This window comes from Chryseomicrobium sp. FSL W7-1435, assembly GCF_038595005.1.
GTDB lineage: Bacteria > Bacillota > Bacilli > Bacillales_A > Planococcaceae > Chryseomicrobium.
In genome coordinates, this window is the sequence record NZ_CP151997.1 from 1635692 (window position 1) to 1657186 (window position 21495).

Annotated in this window: 23 protein-coding genes; 22 read left to right on the forward strand and 1 reads right to left on the reverse strand. The window is 41.3% G+C overall.

Annotated features, from left to right (window positions below; genetic code table 11):
- Positions 1-7: 7 nt before the first annotated feature.
- The 18 genes from MKY84_RS08290 (at position 8) to MKY84_RS08375 (ending at position 16038) form a co-directional block, all read left to right on the forward strand.
- Positions 8-886, forward strand: coding sequence for a hypothetical protein (locus MKY84_RS08290; protein ID WP_342525464.1), 879 nt, complete (start codon positions 8-10; stop codon positions 884-886).
- A 164-nt stretch (positions 887-1050) separates the two neighbouring features.
- Positions 1051-1404, forward strand: a complete 354-nt coding sequence (locus MKY84_RS08295; protein ID WP_342525466.1) for a hypothetical protein — start codon at positions 1051-1053, stop codon at positions 1402-1404.
- The gene (locus MKY84_RS08300) at positions 1394-1912 is read left to right on the forward strand and encodes a SpoIIIAH-like family protein (protein ID WP_342525467.1); all 519 of its coding nucleotides are present in this window, start codon (positions 1394-1396) and stop codon (positions 1910-1912) included. Before MKY84_RS08295 ends, MKY84_RS08300 begins: the two co-directional genes overlap by 11 nt.
- Before the next feature lie 163 nt (positions 1913-2075).
- The gene (accB, locus tag MKY84_RS08305; protein ID WP_342525468.1) at positions 2076-2561 is read left to right on the forward strand and encodes an acetyl-CoA carboxylase biotin carboxyl carrier protein; all 486 of its coding nucleotides are present in this window, start codon (positions 2076-2078) and stop codon (positions 2559-2561) included.
- 21 nt (positions 2562-2582) lie between these two features.
- On the forward strand, positions 2583-3947 hold the full coding sequence (gene accC, locus MKY84_RS08310) for an acetyl-CoA carboxylase biotin carboxylase subunit (RefSeq protein ID WP_342525469.1): 1365 nt from the start codon (positions 2583-2585) through the stop codon (positions 3945-3947).
- Positions 3940-4335 (forward strand): Asp23/Gls24 family envelope stress response protein, encoded by a 396-nt coding sequence (locus MKY84_RS08315; protein ID WP_342525470.1) that lies wholly within the window; start codon positions 3940-3942, stop codon positions 4333-4335. The genes accC and MKY84_RS08315 overlap by 8 nt, the downstream gene beginning before the upstream one ends.
- Positions 4336-4475: 140 nt before the next feature.
- A complete protein-coding gene (gene nusB / locus MKY84_RS08320; RefSeq protein ID WP_342525471.1) occupies positions 4476-4853 on the forward strand; it encodes a transcription antitermination factor NusB in 378 nt (125 codons plus the stop codon).
- Between the two features lie 11 nt (positions 4854-4864).
- Positions 4865-5719 carry a bifunctional methylenetetrahydrofolate dehydrogenase/methenyltetrahydrofolate cyclohydrolase FolD gene (gene folD / locus MKY84_RS08325; protein WP_342525473.1) on the forward strand — a complete coding sequence of 285 codons (855 nt, stop codon included), beginning with the start codon at positions 4865-4867 and terminating at the stop codon, positions 5717-5719.
- Between the two features lie 60 nt (positions 5720-5779).
- Complete coding sequence (gene xseA / locus MKY84_RS08330) at positions 5780-7144, forward strand: exodeoxyribonuclease VII large subunit (RefSeq protein ID WP_342525476.1); 1365 nt, start codon at positions 5780-5782, stop codon at positions 7142-7144.
- Positions 7119-7322: an exodeoxyribonuclease VII small subunit gene (xseB, locus tag MKY84_RS08335; RefSeq protein WP_342525478.1), complete on the forward strand. Its 204-nt coding sequence runs from the start codon at positions 7119-7121 to the stop codon at positions 7320-7322. The genes xseA and xseB overlap by 26 nt, the downstream gene beginning before the upstream one ends.
- A gap of 3 nt (positions 7323-7325) precedes the next feature.
- Positions 7326-8210, forward strand: coding sequence for a polyprenyl synthetase family protein (locus tag MKY84_RS08340; protein WP_342525479.1), 885 nt, complete (start codon positions 7326-7328; stop codon positions 8208-8210).
- A gap of 86 nt (positions 8211-8296) precedes the next feature.
- Positions 8297-10180: a 1-deoxy-D-xylulose-5-phosphate synthase gene (gene dxs, locus MKY84_RS08345; RefSeq protein WP_342528870.1), complete on the forward strand. Its 1884-nt coding sequence runs from the start codon at positions 8297-8299 to the stop codon at positions 10178-10180.
- Positions 10180-11010 carry a TlyA family RNA methyltransferase gene (locus MKY84_RS08350; protein ID WP_342525480.1) on the forward strand — a complete coding sequence of 277 codons (831 nt, stop codon included), beginning with the start codon at positions 10180-10182 and terminating at the stop codon, positions 11008-11010. Before dxs ends, MKY84_RS08350 begins: the two co-directional genes overlap by 1 nt.
- 172 nt (positions 11011-11182) lie before the next feature.
- On the forward strand, positions 11183-11632 hold the full coding sequence (argR, locus tag MKY84_RS08355) for a transcriptional regulator ArgR (protein WP_342525481.1): 450 nt from the start codon (positions 11183-11185) through the stop codon (positions 11630-11632).
- 17 nt (positions 11633-11649) lie between these two features.
- Positions 11650-13329, forward strand: coding sequence for a DNA repair protein RecN (recN, locus tag MKY84_RS08360; protein ID WP_342525483.1), 1680 nt, complete (start codon positions 11650-11652; stop codon positions 13327-13329).
- Positions 13330-13405: 76 nt separating this feature from the next.
- Positions 13406-14302, forward strand: coding sequence for a SpoIVB peptidase S55 domain-containing protein (locus MKY84_RS08365; RefSeq protein WP_342525485.1), 897 nt, complete (start codon positions 13406-13408; stop codon positions 14300-14302).
- Positions 14303-14531: 229 nt separating this feature from the next.
- The gene (spo0A, locus tag MKY84_RS08370) at positions 14532-15308 is read left to right on the forward strand and encodes a sporulation transcription factor Spo0A (RefSeq protein WP_342525486.1); all 777 of its coding nucleotides are present in this window, start codon (positions 14532-14534) and stop codon (positions 15306-15308) included.
- A gap of 13 nt (positions 15309-15321) precedes the next feature.
- Positions 15322-16038 (forward strand): glycerophosphodiester phosphodiesterase family protein, encoded by a 717-nt coding sequence (locus MKY84_RS08375; RefSeq protein ID WP_342525487.1) that lies wholly within the window; start codon positions 15322-15324, stop codon positions 16036-16038.
- 6 nt (positions 16039-16044) lie between these two features.
- Here MKY84_RS08375 and MKY84_RS08380 read toward each other — a convergent pair whose 3' ends face one another.
- A complete protein-coding gene (locus MKY84_RS08380; RefSeq protein ID WP_342525488.1) occupies positions 16045-16287 on the reverse strand; it encodes a DUF2627 domain-containing protein in 243 nt (80 codons plus the stop codon).
- Between the two features lie 127 nt (positions 16288-16414).
- Between MKY84_RS08380 and MKY84_RS08385 the strand changes: the two genes are divergently transcribed.
- Genes MKY84_RS08385 through buk form a run of 4 tightly spaced genes read left to right on the forward strand, consistent with a single transcriptional unit; the run spans position 16415 to position 21488 of the window.
- Positions 16415-18370, forward strand: coding sequence for a PAS domain-containing protein (locus MKY84_RS08385; RefSeq protein ID WP_342525490.1), 1956 nt, complete (start codon positions 16415-16417; stop codon positions 18368-18370).
- A 14-nt stretch (positions 18371-18384) separates the two neighbouring features.
- Positions 18385-19269, forward strand: coding sequence for a bifunctional enoyl-CoA hydratase/phosphate acetyltransferase (locus MKY84_RS08390; protein WP_342525492.1), 885 nt, complete (start codon positions 18385-18387; stop codon positions 19267-19269).
- Between the two features lie 24 nt (positions 19270-19293).
- Entirely contained in the window at positions 19294-20388 is a 1095-nt protein-coding gene (locus MKY84_RS08395) for a Glu/Leu/Phe/Val dehydrogenase (RefSeq protein WP_342525493.1), read from the forward strand.
- 23 nt (positions 20389-20411) lie between these two features.
- On the forward strand, positions 20412-21488 hold the full coding sequence (gene buk / locus MKY84_RS08400; protein WP_342525495.1) for a butyrate kinase: 1077 nt from the start codon (positions 20412-20414) through the stop codon (positions 21486-21488).
- Positions 21489-21495 lie beyond the last annotated feature (7 nt).

Genomic DNA, 21495 nt, shown 5'->3' on the forward strand with positions numbered 1-21495 from the left:
TGACAGCTTGTCCAACTGGCTACCAATCGAACTTTTAACAACTTTACTCGTGCTTACATGTACGCATCAATTGTTATCATTTGTTCATCCAAATGCAAAAAAACTTTCAGAGTTTCTCTACTTTCTGTTGGTTGTGTATATGATGATTCGCTACTTTTCTGGAATCTTAACAACCATCCAGACAATACGTGAGGTCCTCAATCCTCTCTGGTCAGCTATTGTGCCCTTTCTATTAGTGGTATCCCAATTATTTGTGTCCGTCCTTTTTCCTTTGGCGCCATTTGCGGCTGTCGCTTACAGTTTGTTCAGTCTTCAGTTTTTAGAATCCATCATCTATCCACTGCTCCTTTTTACAACCAGCATTACTCTGTTGAACCGATTGGACTCTGAGTCTAGCTTCACTCGACTCACGGAACTGGCACGTAATCTTCTCATTTTCTTATTGTTTCTACTGTTTACCTTATTTACAGCCATTATCACTGCAAGTGGCGGGTTAAGCTGGTTGCTGATGGATCAACTAAAACCGTCACTAGTTTCTGTTGTTCAAAACTCTATTCCGCTTGTAGGCTCGTTATTTACGGAGGGACTGTCTACTGTCAAAGGCCTCGCTTCTTTGTCTGCATTAACGTTAGGGACCACTGCCTCTATAACCATTGGAGGCATGGTCGCCATTCCGCTAGGTAAACTCCTGTTAGATGCATTTGTGTTGCGTGCAAGCGGCGCAATTCTAGTCATCATTGGCAGTGAGAGAGTGGGGGCCTTGCTAGACGACTTAGGTAAATTGCTGTTTATCATGTGTGCCTGGTTTCTGTTTATGATTGCAGTCATATTAGTGCTGTTATTATATTGTCTAGTATTGTTCCAGTTGACCGTAGGTAGTGCCTGATGATTTTTTTACAAACAATGCTACTTTTATATGTTTTAACGGAATGTCTCTGTCTACTTTTACCAGATCGCGAACAAGAGTTGCATACGATGAAAAAATTGCTGGTGTTATTATTTATTTTCATATTTATCCGAGGTCTCTCATAACGTATTGTAGGTGACGTGTTGCAGCCAAAACAAAAGCTTGCTCTATTGCTCGGCGCACTGTTGATTTTAGCAATTGGCTTTATCACTACTGATCAACCCGATAAGACAGCGGAACAACCACTTGCTACAGCCTTGATGCAAATGGAAGGGGTGGGCAGAGTGGAACTTTACATCCATTATCCTGAGAAGTCCGCTAGTTTTTTTGATGTTGCAGATAATTCATCAGCACCTGTAGGAGTTCTTGTCATAGCGGAAGGAGCCAACCAGCCATCTACCAGGCACAAATTACGTCAGACTGTCGCATCCGTTCTCCAAATCTCACAACATCGCATTCAAGTAGAACCTATGGAAGGAGATTTTATTGACCCCTAAAAAACGTATAGTTTGGTTTATGACATTGCTCAGCCTTGGTGCCGTATTCTCCGTTTATGTATTGAACGATCGTCCAGATCCCTTCAGTGGTATCGTGTTGTTTGAGGACGAAGCTGCCGTAGATGGCATCAATCAAAATCAACCCGTAAGTTATCCGACAAACGAAAAATTTCAAGAGATGCGCATGGAAGTAGAATCGCAAAGAAGTCAGTTGAGAGAACAACTCACACAAAAAATCGGCTCACCAGAGTTTACAGCTGAAGAAAAAAATGAAGCGTATCAACAGCTAGAGAATCTCACTAACCAAGATTCTACTGAGGCCTTGCTTGAACTAGTAATCACTTCACTCGGGTACCCAGAAGCATTGGTGCGCATCCAAGAAGATCAAGTGCTGGTTCATGTTTCTGCTGAGATGCTGGCACCAGAAGAAGCAAATGACATTATTTATGCAGTGAAAAAAGAATACCCTGAGGCTGCAAAAGTACAAGTCGATTATTCAACTTATTAAAACTCGCCGCGAGCGAGTTTTTTTGTTATTCAAACGATTTTATGTTATCCGAAAAATAGGAAATATAAGAGCTGGTAATAAAAAAGGGTGCGCGAAAGAACGAAAAACTGTAGAATAGACAGTGGAAAGATTCTCATAACTGAAATAGGGGAGTTCGATAAAAATGAAAATTCAAGAAATTCGAGAAATCATAAAATTAATGGATCAATCTTCACTAGATGAATTTGTATTTGAAGCAGACGGTACTAAATTAAAACTTAAAAAGCATGGTGTAGGCACAGGCACTACTCAAAAAGTAGTAGAACAGCCATCACAAGTTACAGCTGCAGTTGAAGCATCAACGCCAGCCGTCTCGCAAACATCTGTTGTAGAAGAAAAAGAAGTTGCAGCTCCAGAACAAAAAGAACAAAACAACTACAAAACAATCACTTCACCAATGGTAGGAACTTTTTATGAATCTTCTTCTCCGGACGCAGCAGCTTATGTCAAAGTTGGCGATAAAGTCTCAGCTAGTTCAGTAGTTTGTATCGTTGAAGCTATGAAACTATTTAATGAAATTGAGGCTGAAATTGATGGTGAGATCGTTGAGATTCTCGTCAAAGATGGACAGCTTGTTGAATACGGCCAGCCACTATTTTCTATTAAATAATTCATCGAAGAGGTGACAAACATGAAAAAAGTACTTATTGCCAATCGAGGCGAGATTGCCGTGCGTATTATTCGCGCATGCAAAGAAATGGACATCGAAACAGTTGCTGTTTATTCAGAAGCTGATAAAGAAGCGTTGCACGTCCAACTAGCCGATGAAGCTTATTGTATTGGACCCCGCACATCGAAAGATTCTTACTTACACTTTTCGAACATCATGAGCGTTGCCAAACTAACTGGCGCCGATGGCATTCACCCGGGTTATGGATTTTTAGCAGAAAATGCTGATTTTGCTGAGCTCTGTGAAACTTGCAATATTAAATTCATTGGACCATCTAGTTCAGCGATTTCTAAAATGGGAACAAAAGACGTTGCACGAGAAACGATGCGAGCAGCTGGTGTTCCTGTAGTGCCAGGTTCTACTGGAATTGTTGAATCCATTGAAGAAGGCAAAAAAATAGCTGGTGAAATCGGCTATCCTGTCATAATTAAAGCTACAGCAGGTGGTGGAGGTAAAGGAATTCGCGTGGCACGTTCAGAAGAAGAACTTGTTACAGGAATCAAGATTACCCAAAAAGAAGCACAGGCCGCATTCGGTAATCCAGGTGTCTACTTGGAGAAATTTATTGAAGAATTTCGCCATGTAGAGATTCAAGTGCTAGCAGATGGTCACGGAAACGCGATCCATCTTGGCGAGCGCGATTGTTCCATCCAGCGTCGCATGCAAAAACTGGTGGAAGAAGCACCTTCGCCTGCTCTAACGGAACAGACTCGTCAAAAAATGGGAGATGCTGCTGTAAAAGCGGCTCTTGCCGTGAACTATGAGTCTGCCGGTACAGTAGAATTCATCTATGATCATATTCAAGATAGCTTTTATTTCATGGAAATGAACACACGTATTCAAGTAGAACATCCTGTTACCGAAATGGTTACTGGAGTAGATTTAATCAAACAACAACTTCTGGTTGCTTCTGGTGAAGTATTAAAAATCAAGCAAGAAGATATTCGTTTGAATGGTTGGTCTATTGAATGTCGTATCAATGCTGAAAACCCGTCGAAAAACTTCATGCCGTCACCTGGTAAGGTTGCAATGTACCTACCTCCTGGTGGTTATGGGGTACGTGTCGATTCAGCGGTATACCCAGGATACGTGATTCCTCCATTCTATGACTCTATGGTAGCGAAGTTGATTGTTCATGCACCTACACGAGAAGAAGCAGTGCTTAAAATGAAACGTGCGTTGCAAGAGTTTATCGTTGATGGAGTAGAGACAACGATTCCTTTCCATTTACGTCTAATGGATCATGAAGTTTTCCGTTCAGGAAATTTTGATACTAAATTTTTAGAGCACTATGAAATTATGAAGGAGGATGTTCCCAATGGCTGAAACTAAAGATCAAGAATATTTTCAAATGTCCACTGGTAAAGGTGACTTAGGATCTATTCAAATCGCTCCTGATGTTTTAACTGTGATCGCTGGAATTGCTGCACATGAAGTAGATGGAGTAGCAGCTACTCGTGGCAACTTCGCAGCAGGCGTTGTCGAGCTATTAGGTAAAAAAGTGCACGGTAAAGGTATCAAAACTGACATCTCTGCTAAAGGCTTGTTCATAGACGTCTTTTGTACAGTTCGCTATGGCAAATCGGTGCCAACTATTGCACAAGAAGTACAACAAAATGTACGTCAGGCAATTTTAAATATGACGGGCCTTGAAGTGAAAGAAGTCAATGTCCACGTGACGGGCATTCAATTCGAAACACAAGAAAACAATTAATTTCAAGCACCTCACGGGCATCCTGTGAGGTGCCTATTTTTTGCTTCCATTAAACTTTCTGAATTAGGAATAAAGTTTTGTAACCACCATTTCTATGCTATGATATGTAGCATAGTGAATGGATAAAGGAGTCAACATGTATGAAAAGAAGAGAAGCTCGCGAACATGCACTGCGCGTACTGTTTCAATTGGATCATTCCGAAATGAATATACACGAAGCGATGTTGCACGTCACAGAAGAACAAGATGTATTTTATGATACTTTAGTAAACGGAACTCTGGCCCACCGTGAAGAGATTGACAATAGCCTCGAAGAAAAGCTCGAGAACTGGTCACTTAACCGCCTTCCAAAAATTGAGCGAACTATATTGCGGATGGCTGTATTTGAATTAGAACATACAGAAGATACTCCTAAACCAGTAATCATTAATGAAGCGATAGAACTGACAAAAGCATATGGAGACGAACAATCCAGCCGATTTGTAAATGGCGTATTATCTAAATACATCAACAAGTAGGAGCGTGCAACATGACAGCGACAATCATCGATGGCAAAGCAATTGCTGAGCAAGTAATTTTGAAAGTAAAAGATCGCGTTTCTGTGCTGAACGAGCAGGGAATACTACCGGGTTTGACCGTGATTTTAGTTGGTGACGACCCAGCTTCTCAAACTTATGTTGGCAGTAAAGAGCGTACTAGCACCCGTTTAGGCATGAAATCTGACGTGATTTCTCGTCCTTCAAGCCTTACTGAGGATGAATTATTGGCACTTATCGACGACCTCAATCAGGATCATTCGGTACACGGAATCTTGGTTCAGCTGCCACTTCCAAAGCACATGGACGAACATAAAATCCTGCAAGCTATTGATCCAAGGAAGGATGTAGATGGTTTTCATCCTCTCAATGTTGGGAAACTACTACTTGGTCAACAAGGCTTTATCCCATGTACACCGTTTGGAATTATTCAGCTCCTTGATTATTCGGCGATTGAAATCGAAGGCAAACACGCTGTTATCGTTGGTCGCAGTAATATCGTGGGCAAACCGATGGGACAATTACTACTCAACCGGCATGCCACAGTTACCTACACTCATTCAAGAACTCCAGACTTGGCCGAGTTCACGAAACAGGCGGACATTTTAATTGTTGCAACAGGACAACCTTCTATGATTACGGGAGAGCATATTAAACCTGGTGCAGCCGTTATTGATGTCGGGATTCATAGAAACTCAGATGGCAGGCTATCTGGAGACGTTGATTTTGCATCTGCAAAAGAAGTGGCTGGTGCTCTAACACCTGTTCCGGGTGGCGTCGGTCCGATGACGATTGCCATGTTAATGGAGAATACCTGTTTGAGTGCAGAGCGTGCACTTAGAACTTAATACAATGACAACAAGCTTGTACATCCCGTACAAGCTTGTTTTACCGGAGGGGGCGTTGTTTTGACCGAGCAATCTAGTTATTTAACTGTCACCGCATTAACCAGGTACATAAAAAAGAAATTTGATGCAGATCCTTATTTACGAAAAGTGTTCGTTAAAGGGGAGTTATCAAATGTGAAATACCACTCTAATGGCCATGTTTATTTTACTTTAAAAGATGCGGGATCACGCATTGCTTGTGCCATGTTCGCAGGGCAGGCGCGTAGCTTAACTTTCCGTGCAGAAGAGGGAATGAATGTGTTTGTCACGGGTGATATTAGTTTGTTTGAAAGTGCGGGGAATTATCAATTCTATGTAAAATCGATGGAGCCAGATGGAGTGGGAGCTCTATTTGTTGCCTATGAACAATTAAAAAAGAAGCTAGATCAAGAAGGTTTGTTTTCTCCCCATCTGAAGAAACCTCTTCCTAAAATTCCTCAACATATAGGTGTCATTACCTCACCGACAGGAGCAGCGATTCGAGATATACTTGCTACATTAGAACGCAGATTTCCGTTAGCAAGAGTTACCGTGTTTTCTGCACTTGTGCAAGGGGCCGGAGCAGCTGCTTCTGTTGTTCGAGCGATAGAAAAAGCCAACCGAAGTAAGGACATGGATGTTCTCCTCGTAGGTCGAGGTGGCGGTTCAATTGAAGATTTGTGGGCTTTTAATGAAGAACCAGTAGCTCGAGCAATAGCTGGGAGCCGCGTTCCTATTATAAGTGCTGTTGGGCACGAAACCGATACCACAATAGCTGATTTTGTAGCAGATCTACGTGCGCCGACTCCTACGGCAGCTGCAGAACTTGCCGTTCCTGATCAGTTGCAACTAAGACGCCATATTGACGATCAAGCAACTCGAGTGCGGCAACTGGCAACGGTGGCTCTGCAGCAACGAGAGGAACATTGGCAGCGTCTGTCTTCATCACTTGTTTTTACCGACACAGCTAGACTTTATCGACCATTTGTCGAACAGCACATTCGGTTACAAGAGCAATTGACCGCTGCTTTAGAAAAACAGGTCCAACGAACACGTTCTGACTATAGACAGCTCGAAATGCGTTTGCAGTTTTTGTCTCCGCATGCTCGTATTCAAACAGAAATGGCCAATAATCAAAAACTGCAACAACGTCTGCATTTCATCGTTAAGCAACAGACCGCTGCAAGAAGCAGGGAACTCCTTGATCGTATGCGTACGCTTGAGGCGTTGAGTCCACTTCAAACGATGAGAAAAGGATTTGTCTATACAGAAATCCAAGGGACTGTCATTAAGTCTGTCGAACAACTAAACGCTAATGACACACTAGCAATACACTTTCACGATGGGACTGCTCAAGCAGTCATACAATCTGTAGAAAAGGGTGAAAAGCATGGAACGGACATTTGAAGAAGCAATGAAACAATTAGAGGAGATTGTGCGTCGATTAGAACAAGGGGACGTTCCTTTAGAGGAATCAATCGATTTGTATAAACAAGGCATGGAGCTATCTGCTCAATGTTCAACTAAATTGCAACAAGCTGAAAAACAACTTGTCCAGTTTATCAGTGAAGAAGAGGAGGTCTAGTCTATGTCTCAAGATGTCAAACTGTTCATTCAGCAGCATCTACAAGATATCGAACAGCATTTACTAGCGGGCATTCAACAACAATCGATTACCGAAACGTTGAAGAAGTCGATGCTCTATTCATTAGAAGCTGGTGGAAAACGAGTTCGTCCTATGTTGCTTCTTGCAGTTCTTGAAGAATTTGGTCAACCACTTGCAAGAGGCTACGATGCTGCGTGTGCTCTTGAGTACATTCACACCTACTCCCTTATTCATGATGATCTTCCGGCGATGGATGACGACGAGTTACGTCGAGGAAAACCTACAAACCATGTCGTTTTTGGTGAAGCTACGGCGATCTTAGCAGGTGATGGACTCTTAACTGAAGCGTTCCGTCTACTTAGTCACTCGACAACATACACAGATGGCGAGAAAATCTCACTAATTCGCCTACTTTCAGAAGCTGCGGGTGCTAAAGGTATGGTCGGTGGCCAACTAATGGATATGGAAGCAGAAGGAAGTGCAGTAGAGCTAGCTCATCTTCAACAAATTCATGCAAACAAAACTGGTGCGCTCCTTCAGTTTAGCGTACAGGCTGGAGCCCTTCTTTCAGGAGCAAATGAACAGCAACAACAAGCACTTGCTGAGTATGCTACAGCTTTAGGTGTTCTGTTCCAAGTACAAGATGATATTTTAGATGTTACAGCCGATTCAACCATACTTGGAAAAACAGCTGGCAAGGATATAGCTGCCAATAAAAGTACTTATCCTGCCCTGCTAACTCTAGAAGGCGCAGTAGCTGAAAGAACTAAGTATCATCAACAAGCAACCGAAGCTTTGGCATCCATTGGCAAAGGTCAAGGCTTACTAAAAAGCTTCGCAGACTATATTACCTATAGAGACAACTAACTTCTCACTGTATTTTCATGAGGGTTATTGCTATTATTAGAACTACCTATAAATTAAGGAATAACAAGATAAGGTGTGTGATGGAAGTGGATCTGAATACTATAACAAGTCCATCCTTTTTGAAAACAATGTCGAAAGAGGAACTCGAGTCGTTAAGTCAAGACGTTCGAGATTTTCTTATTGAAAAATTATCTGTAACAGGTGGTCATATTGGACCGAACTTAGGAGTAGTCGAGTTAACTCTCGCTCTTCATAAAGCTTTTAACTCTCCAGAAGACAAGTTTATTTGGGACGTAGGGCATCAAGCTTACGTGCACAAAATACTGACAGGTCGCGCGAATCAATTTGACACGCTCCGTCAATTCAAGGGATTATGCGGTTTTCCAAAACGCATTGAAAGTGAACATGATGTATGGGAAGCTGGGCATAGCTCCACATCCCTATCTGCCGCAATGGGTATGGCGAAAGCTCGAGATGTCTTGGGCAAGTCTAACCATGTAATTCCAATTATTGGGGATGGTGCGTTAACTGGGGGTATGGCTCTTGAGGCACTTAACCATATCGGCCATGAAAAGACAAAAATGATTGTTATTTTAAATGACAATGAAATGTCTATTGCCCCTAACGTTGGAGCACTTCACAATATTTTAGGCAAATTACGCACACATGGATCTTATAACAAAGCAAAAGATGATATTGAATACTTAATAAAAAAAATCCCTGCTGTCGGTGGGAAAATTGCTTCAACTGCTGAACGCGTAAAAGATAGCTTAAAGTATCTAATGGTGTCTGGAGCATTCTTTGAAGAGATGGGCTTCACTTACTTAGGACCTATCAATGGTCATGACTTCGATGATTTAGAAGAAAACATCAAATTTGCTAAAAATGCAGATGGTCCTGTTATCTTGCATGTTATCACGAAGAAAGGGAAAGGTTTCCAACCAGCTGAACTTGATAAGATTGGCACATGGCACGGAACCGGCCCTTACAAAATGGAGACGGGTGACTTTGTGAAATCATCTTCTAAAGGTCCTTCATGGAGTGGTCTCGTTTCAGAGACAGTTCGTCGATTAGCACGTGAGGACAAGCGTATCGTTGCGATAACTCCAGCTATGCCTGTAGGTTCAAAGCTAGAAGGCTTTGCTTCTGAATTCCCTGATCGTATGTTTGATGTGGGGATTGCTGAACAACATGCCATTACAATGGCAGCTGGTATGGCAATGGACGGTATGAAACCGTATGTTGCGATTTATTCCACTTTCTTGCAACGAGCTTATGATCAAATGCTTCATGACGTTTGCCGTCAAAATCTAAACGTATTTTTAGGTATTGACCGATCTGGTCTCGTTGGCGCAGATGGAGAAACGCATCAAGGAGTCTATGATATTGCTTTCTTACGTCATATGCCTAATATCGTTATCATGATGCCTAAGGATGAAAACGAAGGGCAACACATGGTGAAAACAGCTATTGAATACAATGATGGTCCAATTGCACTTCGTTACCCTCGCGGCAACGGCTATGGAGTTCCAATGGATGAGGAATTAAAAACAATTCCAATCGGAAGTTGGGAAGTCTTATCGGCAGGAACTGATGCAGCGATCTTAACTTTTGGAACGACAATTCCAATGGCGATGCAAGCAGCTGAAGAATTAAGCCAAGAAGGAATTTCTGTAGAAGTTGTAAATGCTCGTTTTATTAAGCCACTTGATAGCGAAATGTTAAACTCAATTGCTCAACGTTCTATTCCAGTTATCACTCTTGAAGAAGCAGTCTTGCAAGGCGGTTTTGGAAGCAGTGTACTAGAACATTATAATGATCAAAAACAGCATGTGAATGTAACTCGAATGGGAATTCCAGATTGCTTCATCGAGCACGGAGATGTGCCTGAGTTGTTAAATGATATTCATATTTCTGTAGAAGAGTTGAAAAAACAAGTGAAGTCACAACTTCAGCAGGCTACCGTGTAATGAGTCAAGTTCCAAAGGAAAGAGCAGACATTTTGCTCGTTGAAAAAGAGCTCTTCACTTCACGTGAGCAGGCAAAACGGGCTATCATGGCCGGTCAGGTTTATGTGAATGAAATGCAGATTATGAAACCTGGTGAAAAAGTAGAGGTTTCATGTGAGTTTGTTTTAAAAGGACAGCGTCTAAAGTATGTGAGTCGTGGTGGTCTTAAACTTGAAAAAGCTATTGAGGCATTCTCTCTCGACTTGAAAGACGCTATTTTGTTAGACATTGGCTCTTCTACAGGTGGATTTACTGACTGTGCATTGCAAAACGGTGCTAAACACGCTTATGCACTTGATGTCGGGTATAACCAGCTGGACTGGAAAATCCGTAGCGATGAACGTGTGACCGTGATGGAACGTACAAATTTCCGCTACAGCAAACCGGAAGATTTTCCAGTTGGCTTGCCGACTGTCGCTACAATAGATGTATCCTTTATTTCTCTCCATTTAATTTTTCCGCCACTTGCTTCAATCTTAGTGGATAGTGGAGAAGTGGTTGCGTTAGTCAAACCGCAGTTTGAAGCTGGTAAAGATCGAGTCGGAAAGAAAGGGATTGTCCGTGACCCTAAAGTGCATTTAGATGTTCTTGAACAAGTGGCATTATTTGCTAACAATGCTGGGTTTGCTGTACAAGACGCGACTTTCTCACCGATTACTGGCGGAGAAGGAAATATTGAATTCTTGTTTTATTTAAAGAAATCCAGTGATTTTACACAATCACCTAATTTTGAAGAGATTGTCCAACAAGCGCATCAAACATTAAACTCTAAAGAGGTTAGACCAAAATAAATCAGTAGATTCTCTAGATTAAATTCTAGAGAATCTACTGATTTTTGTTTAAGTTGCGTTCTACTAGTATATTTTTTCCAATCCCTTTTTTACGTAATACTTGTTTGCGTATGATTCGAATGATACTGTATAAATACTAAGGTATAAATATACAGTCGATGGAGTGAATGAAATGAATAAAGGACAGCGGCATATACGGATTCGAGATATTATCTCGAACAACGAAGTGGAAACGCAGGACGATTTAGTCGACATTTTAAAAGCTGAAGGATTTAACATTACTCAAGCAACTGTGTCTCGAGACATCAAAGAGTTGCATCTAGTAAAAGTTCCTTTGCCAGATGGTCGCTACAAGTACAGTTTACCGGCAGATCAGCGCTTCAATCCGATGCAGAAATTAAAACGTGCATTAACAGATGCGTTTGTATCTATCGATGGAGCAAGTCATTTCTTAGTAATGAAGACGCTACCAGGGAATGCGCATGCAATCGGTTCACTGATTGATTATTTAGACTGGGAAGAAATATTGGGGACCATTTGCGGAGATGATACTTGTCTGATTTTGTGTCGCCAAGAAAATGATCGAGATGAAGTTAAACGGAAGTTGCTTGAAATGCTATAAGAGGAGTTGTTTCCCGTATGTTAGCGGAACTATCAATACGTAATTTTGCCATTATAGACGAGTTGACGGTTAGCTTTAGTGAAGGGTTAACAGTTCTAACCGGTGAGACCGGTGCTGGTAAATCGATTATCATCGATGCTGTGCAATTATTGTGTGGCGCACGTGGTTCATCCGAGTTTATTCGACATGGTACAAAAAAAGCAGAACTTGAAGGCTTGTTTTCTCTTGAATCGCGGAACCACTCGAGTTATAAAAAATTAGAACAGCTAGGCATTCCTGCAGATGAAGAGAGCATCATATTAAGAAGAGAATTGAATTCAAACGGAAAAAGCACCTGTCGAATCAATGGAAAACTTGTAACGATTGCTGTGTTGCGTGAAGTAGGTACCACTCTTGTCGATATCCATGGGCAACATGAGAGCCAAGAGCTTATGGACGAGCGTTTCCATATCGATTTATTAGATCAATTCGCTTCTAAAGAGCTGATTGCAGCTAAACTTGCCTACAAGGAAATCTACGCTTCCTATTTAAAAACAAAAAAACGCTTAAAAGCTCTTCAAATGGATGATCAAGAGATGACCCATCGCATGGATCTTTACCGCTTCCAACTTAATGAAATTCAAGAAGCTGGTCTAACAAGTGGTGAAGAAGAGCAATTGACTGCAGAGCGCACAGAAATGATGAATTACTCCAAGATAGTGGATAAACTGCAAACTTCTTCTCAGGCGCTCACTTCTGAATCTGGGGCAATGGATTATTTAGGTGTCGTGCTCCATGCACTACAAGATATCCGGTCAGTGAATCAGACCTACGAAAAAATTAATGAAGAGTTTGCCAATGCCTATTTTATTTTGGAAGATATCCAATCTCAAATTCAACAGCAACTCGACAGTATGGAATTTGATGAAGAGCGGATGCAGTATTTAGATGACAGGCTTGCTCTCATTCAAACTTTAAAGCGCAAGTATGGACAAACTGTTGATGAAGTCATCCTCTACGGTGAAAAAATCAACAAGCAACTGGATCAATTAACAAATCGTGACGAAGAAATTGCACAGCTTGAGAAAAAATCTGCTCAAATTGAAGCAGACCTTTTGCTTGAAGCGCAAGAACTTACGGCTATTCGTCAACAAACAGCATTAGCGTTAAGTGCAAGTATTATGGAACAATTAAGTGCTCTCTATATGGACCGAGCGATCATGGATGTGCGTGTAGAAGAGATCGCGCAATTTGGCGAAAACGGAAGAGATCATGTTGTTTTTTATATCGCAACCAACGTTGGTGAGCCTCTAAAACCTCTTACAAAAGTAGCTTCTGGTGGGGAATTGAGTCGCGTCATGCTTGCATTGAAGAGCATTTTTTCAAAGCATCAAGAAATTACGTCTATCATTTTTGATGAAGTGGATACGGGTGTTTCGGGTCGAGTTGCACAAGCCATCGCCGAAAAAATCGGTCAAATTGCCAAAGACTCACAAGTGCTTGTCATTACTCACTTGCCTGCAGTAGCAGCTTTAGCTGATACTCATTTACGTATTGAAAAACATGTACAGCAAGACCGAACTAAAACATCGATACAAGAATTAACTTTACCTGAACGAACGGAAGAGTTGAGTCGAATGATGGCAGGAGAAGAGATTTCTGAGATTACTTTGCATCACGCAGCAGAATTATTACAGCAGGCGCAATCAAAAAAATAAGTCGTTTAAGAAAAATAGTACCAATCATGAATCACCTCTTTTGAAGCACACTACTTCAAAGGAGGTGAATTTTATTTTGGGATCCTGGAAGATAGCTGTTTTTATACTTTGCTTGTTGGTACCGATTCCTGTCTCAGCAGCCATCGTCCCTTTAGGTGAGTCGATTGAAATCGAAATTCCGCTTGAGGAAATGATTGTCGTTGAAGATTTATCTTTGTGTAAAACGGCAATTAAACAGCAAGACAAAGTGTATTCGTTGCAGTCGAAAAAAGAATTAATAGAATTAATTAGTAAATCTTCCTCAACTTCTATACCACTTACTATGAGTCGAGATGGTGAACAGTATACATTAGCGTGTTCAGCTAAAGAACTGGAGCGCCTCCTACCAGTAGTGATTGATACAGTGGCAGGTGTCGGTACACTGACTTTTTTAGATACAACTAGTAACACGTACTATGCACTAGGGCATCCCATACAAGAACATTTGACAGGAACAATCCCGACAGGTGCAAATGGCCATATTCGGTTAGCTGCTGTAGACAAAATCGTACGCTCCGCTCCTCAAAAACCAGGATTTAAAGTAACAAAGCCGCTTATCCCTTTGAGAGTGGCGCCAGTAACTCAAAACTCTCTATACGGCCTTCTGGGAGATGCATCATCAGTTGCAGCTTGGTTTCCAAGTCGTCAAGAAATCCAAGTCAGCAATCCAAGAAAAGGAAAAGCCACGTTAAGAACAGTAACTGCTGGAGATCAAGTAGAGGAGTATGATCTTGAGATAACAGCTATCGACTCTGACAAATTTTTTGTCACGATAACGGATGAGCAATTACTCAACTTATCAGGTGGTATCCTCCAAGGAATGAGTGGAAGTCCCATTATTCAAAACAATCATTTGGTTGGAGCACTTACACATATGAACAGTGTTCAACCAACAAAAGGTGCAGCTATCTCCATTGATCAGATGAAAAAGTAGAAACCATCCTTCGGGGTGGTTTTTTCATTTGTATCCGATTGACGAATTTTCAGTTGCTATCGATTCATTAAAAAAGTTATACTATAGTGAAGATTATTCGACAAAACCCTTAAAAATTGTCGGTAGTTGTCAGAATTGATAGAAATTATCCTACAAAAGATATATTTAACTTTTGAACTACTTTCTCTATAGTATGTAAGTAGAATGATAGAAGGCAGGGGATGAAGGAATGGAAAAAATTAAAGTAATGGTAGTGGATGATAATCGTGATTTAGTGACAACGATTGCTGACTATTTTAAAGAGCATCCGTCGATTGAAGTCATTCACGTGGCTTTTAACGGCAAACAGTGTTTGGAACTTTTAGAAAAGCAAGTTCCTGATGTTTTGTTACTAGATATCATCATGCCTCATCTCGATGGCATTGCGGTCATGGATTATCTGCATAAAGAGCAGCTCTATCCAAATATGAAAGTCATCATGCTGACGGCGTTTGGCCAAGAAGAAGTGATGAAGCAAGCCGTTGATTTAGGAACTGCATACTTTATGTTAAAACCGTTTGAATTTGACCGCCTGGTTCAACAGATCCTTCAAGTCGCTGGTTCGGCTCAAAGCCAATCAGATGCGTCTCCTAGACGTCATGCGTTTAAGACAAAGGGAATCGACTTCACCATTACAAACGTTATTAAAGAGATTGGTGTACCTGCACATATCAAAGGGTATTCTTATTTGCGAGAAGCAATTCAAATGGTCTATCATGACATTGAACTACTTGGCTCTGTAACGAAAGTGCTCTATCCAGAAATCGCTAAAAAATTCGATACGACACCATCCCGTGTGGAAAGAGCGATTCGACATGCTATAGAAGTAGCATGGAACAGAGGGAATTATGAGACGATTTCACAGACATTCGGTTACACAGTTCATCACCTTAAGAGCAAACCAACAAATTCAGAATTTATTGCCATGATTGCAGATAAGATTCGTTTAGAGAACATGGCAAGTTAGAAAGGGTTTTACTATGCTTCCTATTTATGCGCATCGTGGTGCATCAGGATATAAAATGGAGAATACACTTGCCGCATTTAAAGAAGCGATAGCAAGACAATGCACAGGAATTGAAATTGATCTACAACTAACCGCTGACGGAGAACATATGGTGATTCACGACTTAGATTTGTTTCGTCTGACGGGACAAAACAAACAAATTCGAGATGTGGCTGCAGAAGAAGTGATGAAGTGGAAAGTAGGTAGGCGCTTTTTCAGACGCTGGTTCGGCCAACGAATTTTAACACTGCGTGAATTTATAGACTTTGCATCAGAGCATCAAGTAGCGTTAAATGTTGAATTAAAAGAGACCTACATGGGGAAACACGAAAAAATCTGGGAAGTCGCAGAATTGATCAAAGGGTTTTCAGATGTTCACTTTTCGTCTTTTGATGTCTCGATTCTTGAATTAGGGAATCAAAAATATCCTGAGTACGATTGGTGCTTGATCGGAAAAAAATCAACCGATTGGAATGAAATGAAACAGTATTCTTGGTTACGTACCATTCACTTAAACAAACGCTATTATAAATCTGAGTGGGTGAAGGCGTTATGTGCAGACTACTCCATTCGTTTCTATGGACTGACAGGTAAGGAAGCATTCATCACCAATCCAATGCCCTGTGTCATAGGGTGGATCAGCGATTATCCAGATATCATCATGAAAAAACAAAAAAGGCAAAATCCATAAATTGGATTAGCCTTTTTTTTCTTTGAATCGCTCGGATACACGTCCATTTTTACGATCTCGTCGCAACAAGAATCCTGCAAAAAATCCGACTCCCATAATCATAAAGAGCAATCCGAGTATAAATTGTAACCATAAGGGCGCTGTTCCTAAGTTGCTAACTCCAAAAAAAGTATCCCGCATTAATTTAATCCCATAAGCTGCGAAAATACCTGGTATTACCAGTATTATCAATGCTACTAGCCTAGCCAATTGCGTCATCTCCTAACCTTTAGATAACTATCGCATGTGTAAAAATGATTGTCAATCGAGTCATCTTACGGTATCATAAAGGAGAAATGCAACAACTTGCACTTACACCAGGGAGGTGTGCAATAAATTGCAAAATATACTTTTACTTGGAGCAGGTAGAGGTGGCACTGCTATTCTACGTCTTCTCAATGATTTGGGGAATTTCACGTTTGCAGCAGTTATAGATGAAAATCCTGAAGCGCCTGCCTTGTTACTCGCTGAATCTATGGGTATTCCAACAGATTCAAAATGGACGTCTTATATGTCTCCTGAAATCGATGTCATTATAGATGCTACAGGTGATCCACAGTTGTTGCCTAAGCTTTTAGCCAAACGAGATCGAAGCACTGTAGTTATCCCAGGAGAAATTGCTTCAATCTTAGTCCAACTGATTGAAGAAAAAGAACGATCGTTTCATTTGATAGATGCTCAAAGAACTGTTCAACGCATTATATTTGATTCGATGGAAGAAGGAATCATTAGTATTGATGTGGACGGGAAAATTACATTTTTCAATGAAAGTGCGGCCCGGCTCACACAGGTGAAAAAGGACACAGTGATCGGCAAGCATATTCACGAAGTCATTCCTCATAGCCGATTGATGCAAGTGATCGAAACTGGCCGATATGAATCGTTCCAACAATTAACTCTTGAAAGCGGTACCAAGATTGTCACATCAAGGTTTCCTATAACAATTGATTCTGGTGAGCGTATTGGTGCGTTTGCAGTATTTAAAGATATTTCAGAGATCCAAGAAATGGCTGAAGAACTGACGAACTTACGTGAGATTCAAATGATGTTAGAAGCAATTATCCAATCTTCCGATGATGCTATTTCAGTAGTCGACGAAAAAGGAATAGGGCTTCTTATCAATCCGGCTTATTCACGAATAACAGGTCTCACGGAACAAGACATCATTGGAAAACCAGCAGAAGCAGACATTGCAGATGGAGAAAGTATTCATCGACAAGTATTGGATACACGTAAACCTGTGCGTGGAAAACAGCTTCAAATAGGAAAAGATCGAAAAGATGTCATTGTTAACGTTGCTCCTGTCATTGTCAATAATCGATTAAAGGGCAGTGTAGGAGTTATCCATGACGTGACAGAAATGCGACTTATGATGAAAGAATTAGACCGAGCCCGCTTGCTTATTCGCTCTCTAGAATCCAATTTGTCTTTTGAAGATATTATTGGACAATCTGAAAAAATTCAATTTGCTAAAGATCAAGCAAAATTAGCGGCTGGAGTACCAGTTACCATATTACTTCGCGGAGAAACAGGCGTCGGTAAAGATTTGTTTGCTCATGCCATTCATCGAAAAAGCGAATGGAAGCACAATAAATTTATTCGCGTCAATTGTAGTTCTGTGGAAGCAACCAGTTCATTATTTGAAGATGGCTCTCAAGAGATTTTGATGAAGCAAGCTTCTGGAGGTACATTGTTTCTTGATGAAATAGGAGAACTGTCCTCTGATCAACAAAAAGAACTATTAAGTCGCTTAGCAGTTGCGGACTTTAGATTGATTGCTTCGACAAGTGATCAATTAGAAAAAAATATGCGCGATGGCACTTTTCTTGAAGAACTTTATTTCCAAGTTAATAAAATGCCAATCTACATACCACCTTTGCGCGAACGAACAGAAGATATTCATTCCATCCTAGAGCATGTGCTAGTGAGACTGAATAAAGAATTCGGAAAGCAAGTCGAAGGGTTCTCTGACCGGGCACTGCGTGCATTAGAATCGTATGATTGGCCAGGGAATGTCCGAGAGCTTGAAAACGTCATAAGCCGTACATTGATCTTTATGAATGCCAATGAAAAACTAGTAGAAGAAAAGCATTTACCATTGACTACGATTCGAAGGTCACAACCGGTGTTGCCAGATGGCTCTCTTACTGAATTAGTAGAAGAGTATGAACGCAAATTGATTCAAGACACACTAGCTTCATTTAAAGGAAACAAGACTGAAGCTGCAAAAAAGCTAAAGATTTCGCTACGAACACTCTACTACAAAATTGAGAAACTAGGCGTTGAAGGATAAAGGAGGGATTGTTTATGAAATCTTTTGCTGAACTTTTAAACAGGTCAACTTCTCAGCAAAAAAAGACAGTCGCAATCGCCTGTGCTGCAGATGCCGAAGTTATGGAGGCAGTAAGTAAAGCGGTTGAGCTTAAACTGGCGAAATTTGTTCTGTATGACACCGAACAAAACTTCCAAGCCATTTCGCAAGACATCTTATCCCATCCTGACATCGAATTACGCTATACACCGACAGCGGCGCAAGCAGTTAAACAGGCTGTTCAATCAGCGGGTTCAGGTGAAGCGGATGCTTTGATGAAAGGGCATGTGGATACAGCGACATTATTACGAGAAGTATTGCGTGATGAAAACGGCTTGAAGACAGGGAAAACCATTTCGCATGTGGCAGTTTTCGAGTTTCCAGAGTTCGATCGATTGTTATTTGTGACAGATGCTGCGATGAACATTGCTCCCGACTTGAAACAAAAGAAAGATATTCTTGTCAATGCTGTTGCTGTCGCACATCGGGTAGGTCTCGCTAATCCAGTCGTTGCTCCACTGAGCGCTGTTGAGGTTGTCAATCCAGCCATGCCATCCAGCACAGATGCTGCGTTGCTGACAATGATGTATCAGCGTGGTCAGATTAAGGGTTGTGTCGTTGACGGGCCGTTAGCTTTTGACAATGCCATATCAGTGGCTTCTGCAAAGGCGAAGGGAATCTCATCTGAGACAGCAGGATATGCCGATATTTTACTCGTACCGAATATTGAATCTGGAAATGTGCTTTACAAATCATTTATGTACTTTGGCCGCGCCAAAGTAGGAGCAGTTATTGAAGGCGCAAAAGTGCCAATCATCTTAACTTCCCGTGCCGATAGTGCAGAAAGTAAATTGTACTCAATCGCCCTTGCAAGTATATAAAACACTTAATTGGAGGAATTACAAATGGAAATTTTCAAATATATGGAGACATACGATTACGAACAACTAATTTTTTGCCAAGATAAAACTTCAGGTCTTAAAGCAATCATCGCTATTCACGACACAACACTTGGTCCAGCATTAGGTGGAACACGTATGTGGAACTATGCAACTGAAGAAGAAGCAATTGAAGATGCACTTCGTCTTGCAAAAGGGATGACTTATAAAAATGCGGCAGCTGGTCTAAACTTGGGTGGTGGTAAAACCGTTATTATCGGTGACCCATTGAAAGACAAAAACGAAGAAATGTTCCGTGCTTTCGGTCGTTTCATTCAAGGGTTAAATGGTCGCTATATTACTGCAGAAGATGTGGGCACAACTGTAGCCGACATGGATCTGATTCATGAAGAGACAAACTATGTAACAGGGATCTCTCCAGCATTTGGTTCTTCAGGTAACCCATCTCCTGTGACAGCTTATGGTGTTTACATGGGTATGAAAGCAGCGGCTATGGAAGCATTTGGTTCGGATTCACTAGCAGGCAAAAAAGTCGCTGTCCAAGGTGTAGGGAATGTTGCTTACAAACTATGTGAATTCTTACATGAAGAAGGCGCTATCTTGACAGTTGCTGATATTAACCAAGTTTCTGTTGACCGTGCAGTAAATGAATTCGGCGCAACACAAGTTGACGTATCAGAAATCTACTCACAAGACGTGGATATTTTTGCACCATGTGCATTAGGAGCCATCATCAATGATGAGACAATTCCACAACTGAAGGCGAAGGTAGTTGCTGGAGCTGCTAACAACCAATTAAAAGAGCCACGCCACGGTGACAAATTGAACGAACTTGGAATCGTTTATGCACCAGATTACGTAATCAATTCTGGTGGTGTTATGAACGTAGCGGATGAATTGAACGGCTACAACCGTGAACGTGCGATGAAACGCGTTGAAGGCATTTACGATACAATCGCTCGTATCTTTGAAATTTCAAGAACAGAGGGAATTGCTTCTTATGCAGCAGCGGATCGTTTGGCTGAAGACCGTATTGCACGCATGGCAAAATCTCGTCGTCAGTTCTTACAAAATGGAAAACATTCATTAACAAACCGATAATCGAAAAACAGGAGGCTCATCAAATGGAACCTTACCGCATACTCGTTTTAAATCCAGGTTCGACCTCCACGAAGATCGGTGTCTATGAAAATGAAACATTGTTAGTCGAAAAGACGATTCGTCATAAAACGGATGAAATCGAACAATTCTCTTCAATCATCGAGCAATATGCTTTTCGGAAAGACATGATCTTACAGGCCTTGGATGAAGAACAAATCAATATCTCCCGTCTCTCTGCCGTGTGTGGACGGGGAGGCCTGCTTCGCCCTATCGAAGGCGGTACTTATGCAGTAAATGAACAAATGCTTGCTGATTTGCGTACAGGGTACTCTGGTCAGCATGCATCCAATCTTGGTGGAATCATTGCTAATGAAATTGCCAAGGGTCTGAACATCCCGGCTTACATTGTAGACCCCGTCGTAGTCGATGAAATGCATGATTTGGCACGGATTTCAGGAACGGCAAAACTTGAAAGACGTTCCATTTTCCATGCCTTGAATCAAAAAGCTGTAGCTAGACGCTATGCAAAAGAAGTCGGCAAACCTTATGACACGTTGTCATTAATTGTCGTTCATATGGGCGGTGGAGTAACCGTTGGCACACATTACAACGGCAAAGTGATCGATGTGAACAATGGTCTTCACGGAGACGGCCCGTTTAGTCCAGAACGTTCTGGAAGTGTACCTATCGGAGATTTAATTGAGCTTTGCTTCTCAGGCGACTATTATCAACATGAAGTCATGAAAATGATAGTAGGACAAGGTGGACTCGTCAGTTACCTCGGAACAAACGATGCCGTAACAGTTGAAAAAAGAATCGCACAAGGTGATAAAGAAGCTAATCTTATCTATGATGCCATGGCCTACCAAATAGCCAAAGAAATTGGTGCTCAAAGCGCTGTTCTCAGTGGAAAAGTAGATGCCATTTTATTAACAGGTGGGATTGCGTACGGCAAGGATTTTGTAAAAGAAATCTCAAATCGAATTAGCTGGATCGCAGATGTCGTTACCTATCCAGGTGAAGATGAATTACAAGCACTCGCAGAAGGCGCTTATCGCGTATTAAGTGGAGAAGAACAACCAAAACATTACCCCAATTAGAGGAGGG

What these genes read in the sequence shown, in the direction of transcription:
- accB (WP_342525468.1), top strand. Translation starts at nt 2,076, where the DNA reads ATGAAAATTCAAGAAATTCGAGAAATCATAAAATTAATGGATCAATCT.
- accC (WP_342525469.1), top strand. Translation starts at nt 2,583, where the DNA reads ATGAAAAAAGTACTTATTGCCAATCGAGGCGAGATTGCCGTGCGTATT.
- MKY84_RS08315 (WP_342525470.1), top strand. Translation starts at nt 3,940, where the DNA reads ATGGCTGAAACTAAAGATCAAGAATATTTTCAAATGTCCACTGGTAAA.
- nusB (WP_342525471.1), top strand. Translation starts at nt 4,476, where the DNA reads ATGAAAAGAAGAGAAGCTCGCGAACATGCACTGCGCGTACTGTTTCAA.
- folD (WP_342525473.1), top strand. Translation starts at nt 4,865, where the DNA reads ATGACAGCGACAATCATCGATGGCAAAGCAATTGCTGAGCAAGTAATT.
- MKY84_RS08340 (WP_342525479.1), top strand. Translation starts at nt 7,326, where the DNA reads ATGTCTCAAGATGTCAAACTGTTCATTCAGCAGCATCTACAAGATATC.
- MKY84_RS08350 (WP_342525480.1), top strand. Translation starts at nt 10,180, where the DNA reads ATGAGTCAAGTTCCAAAGGAAAGAGCAGACATTTTGCTCGTTGAAAAA.
- argR (WP_342525481.1), top strand. Translation starts at nt 11,183, where the DNA reads ATGAATAAAGGACAGCGGCATATACGGATTCGAGATATTATCTCGAAC.
- recN (WP_342525483.1), top strand. Translation starts at nt 11,650, where the DNA reads ATGTTAGCGGAACTATCAATACGTAATTTTGCCATTATAGACGAGTTG.
- spo0A (WP_342525486.1), top strand. Translation starts at nt 14,532, where the DNA reads ATGGAAAAAATTAAAGTAATGGTAGTGGATGATAATCGTGATTTAGTG.
- MKY84_RS08375 (WP_342525487.1), top strand. Translation starts at nt 15,322, where the DNA reads ATGCTTCCTATTTATGCGCATCGTGGTGCATCAGGATATAAAATGGAG.
- MKY84_RS08390 (WP_342525492.1), top strand. Translation starts at nt 18,385, where the DNA reads ATGAAATCTTTTGCTGAACTTTTAAACAGGTCAACTTCTCAGCAAAAA.
- MKY84_RS08395 (WP_342525493.1), top strand. Translation starts at nt 19,294, where the DNA reads ATGGAAATTTTCAAATATATGGAGACATACGATTACGAACAACTAATT.
- buk (WP_342525495.1), top strand. Translation starts at nt 20,412, where the DNA reads ATGGAACCTTACCGCATACTCGTTTTAAATCCAGGTTCGACCTCCACG.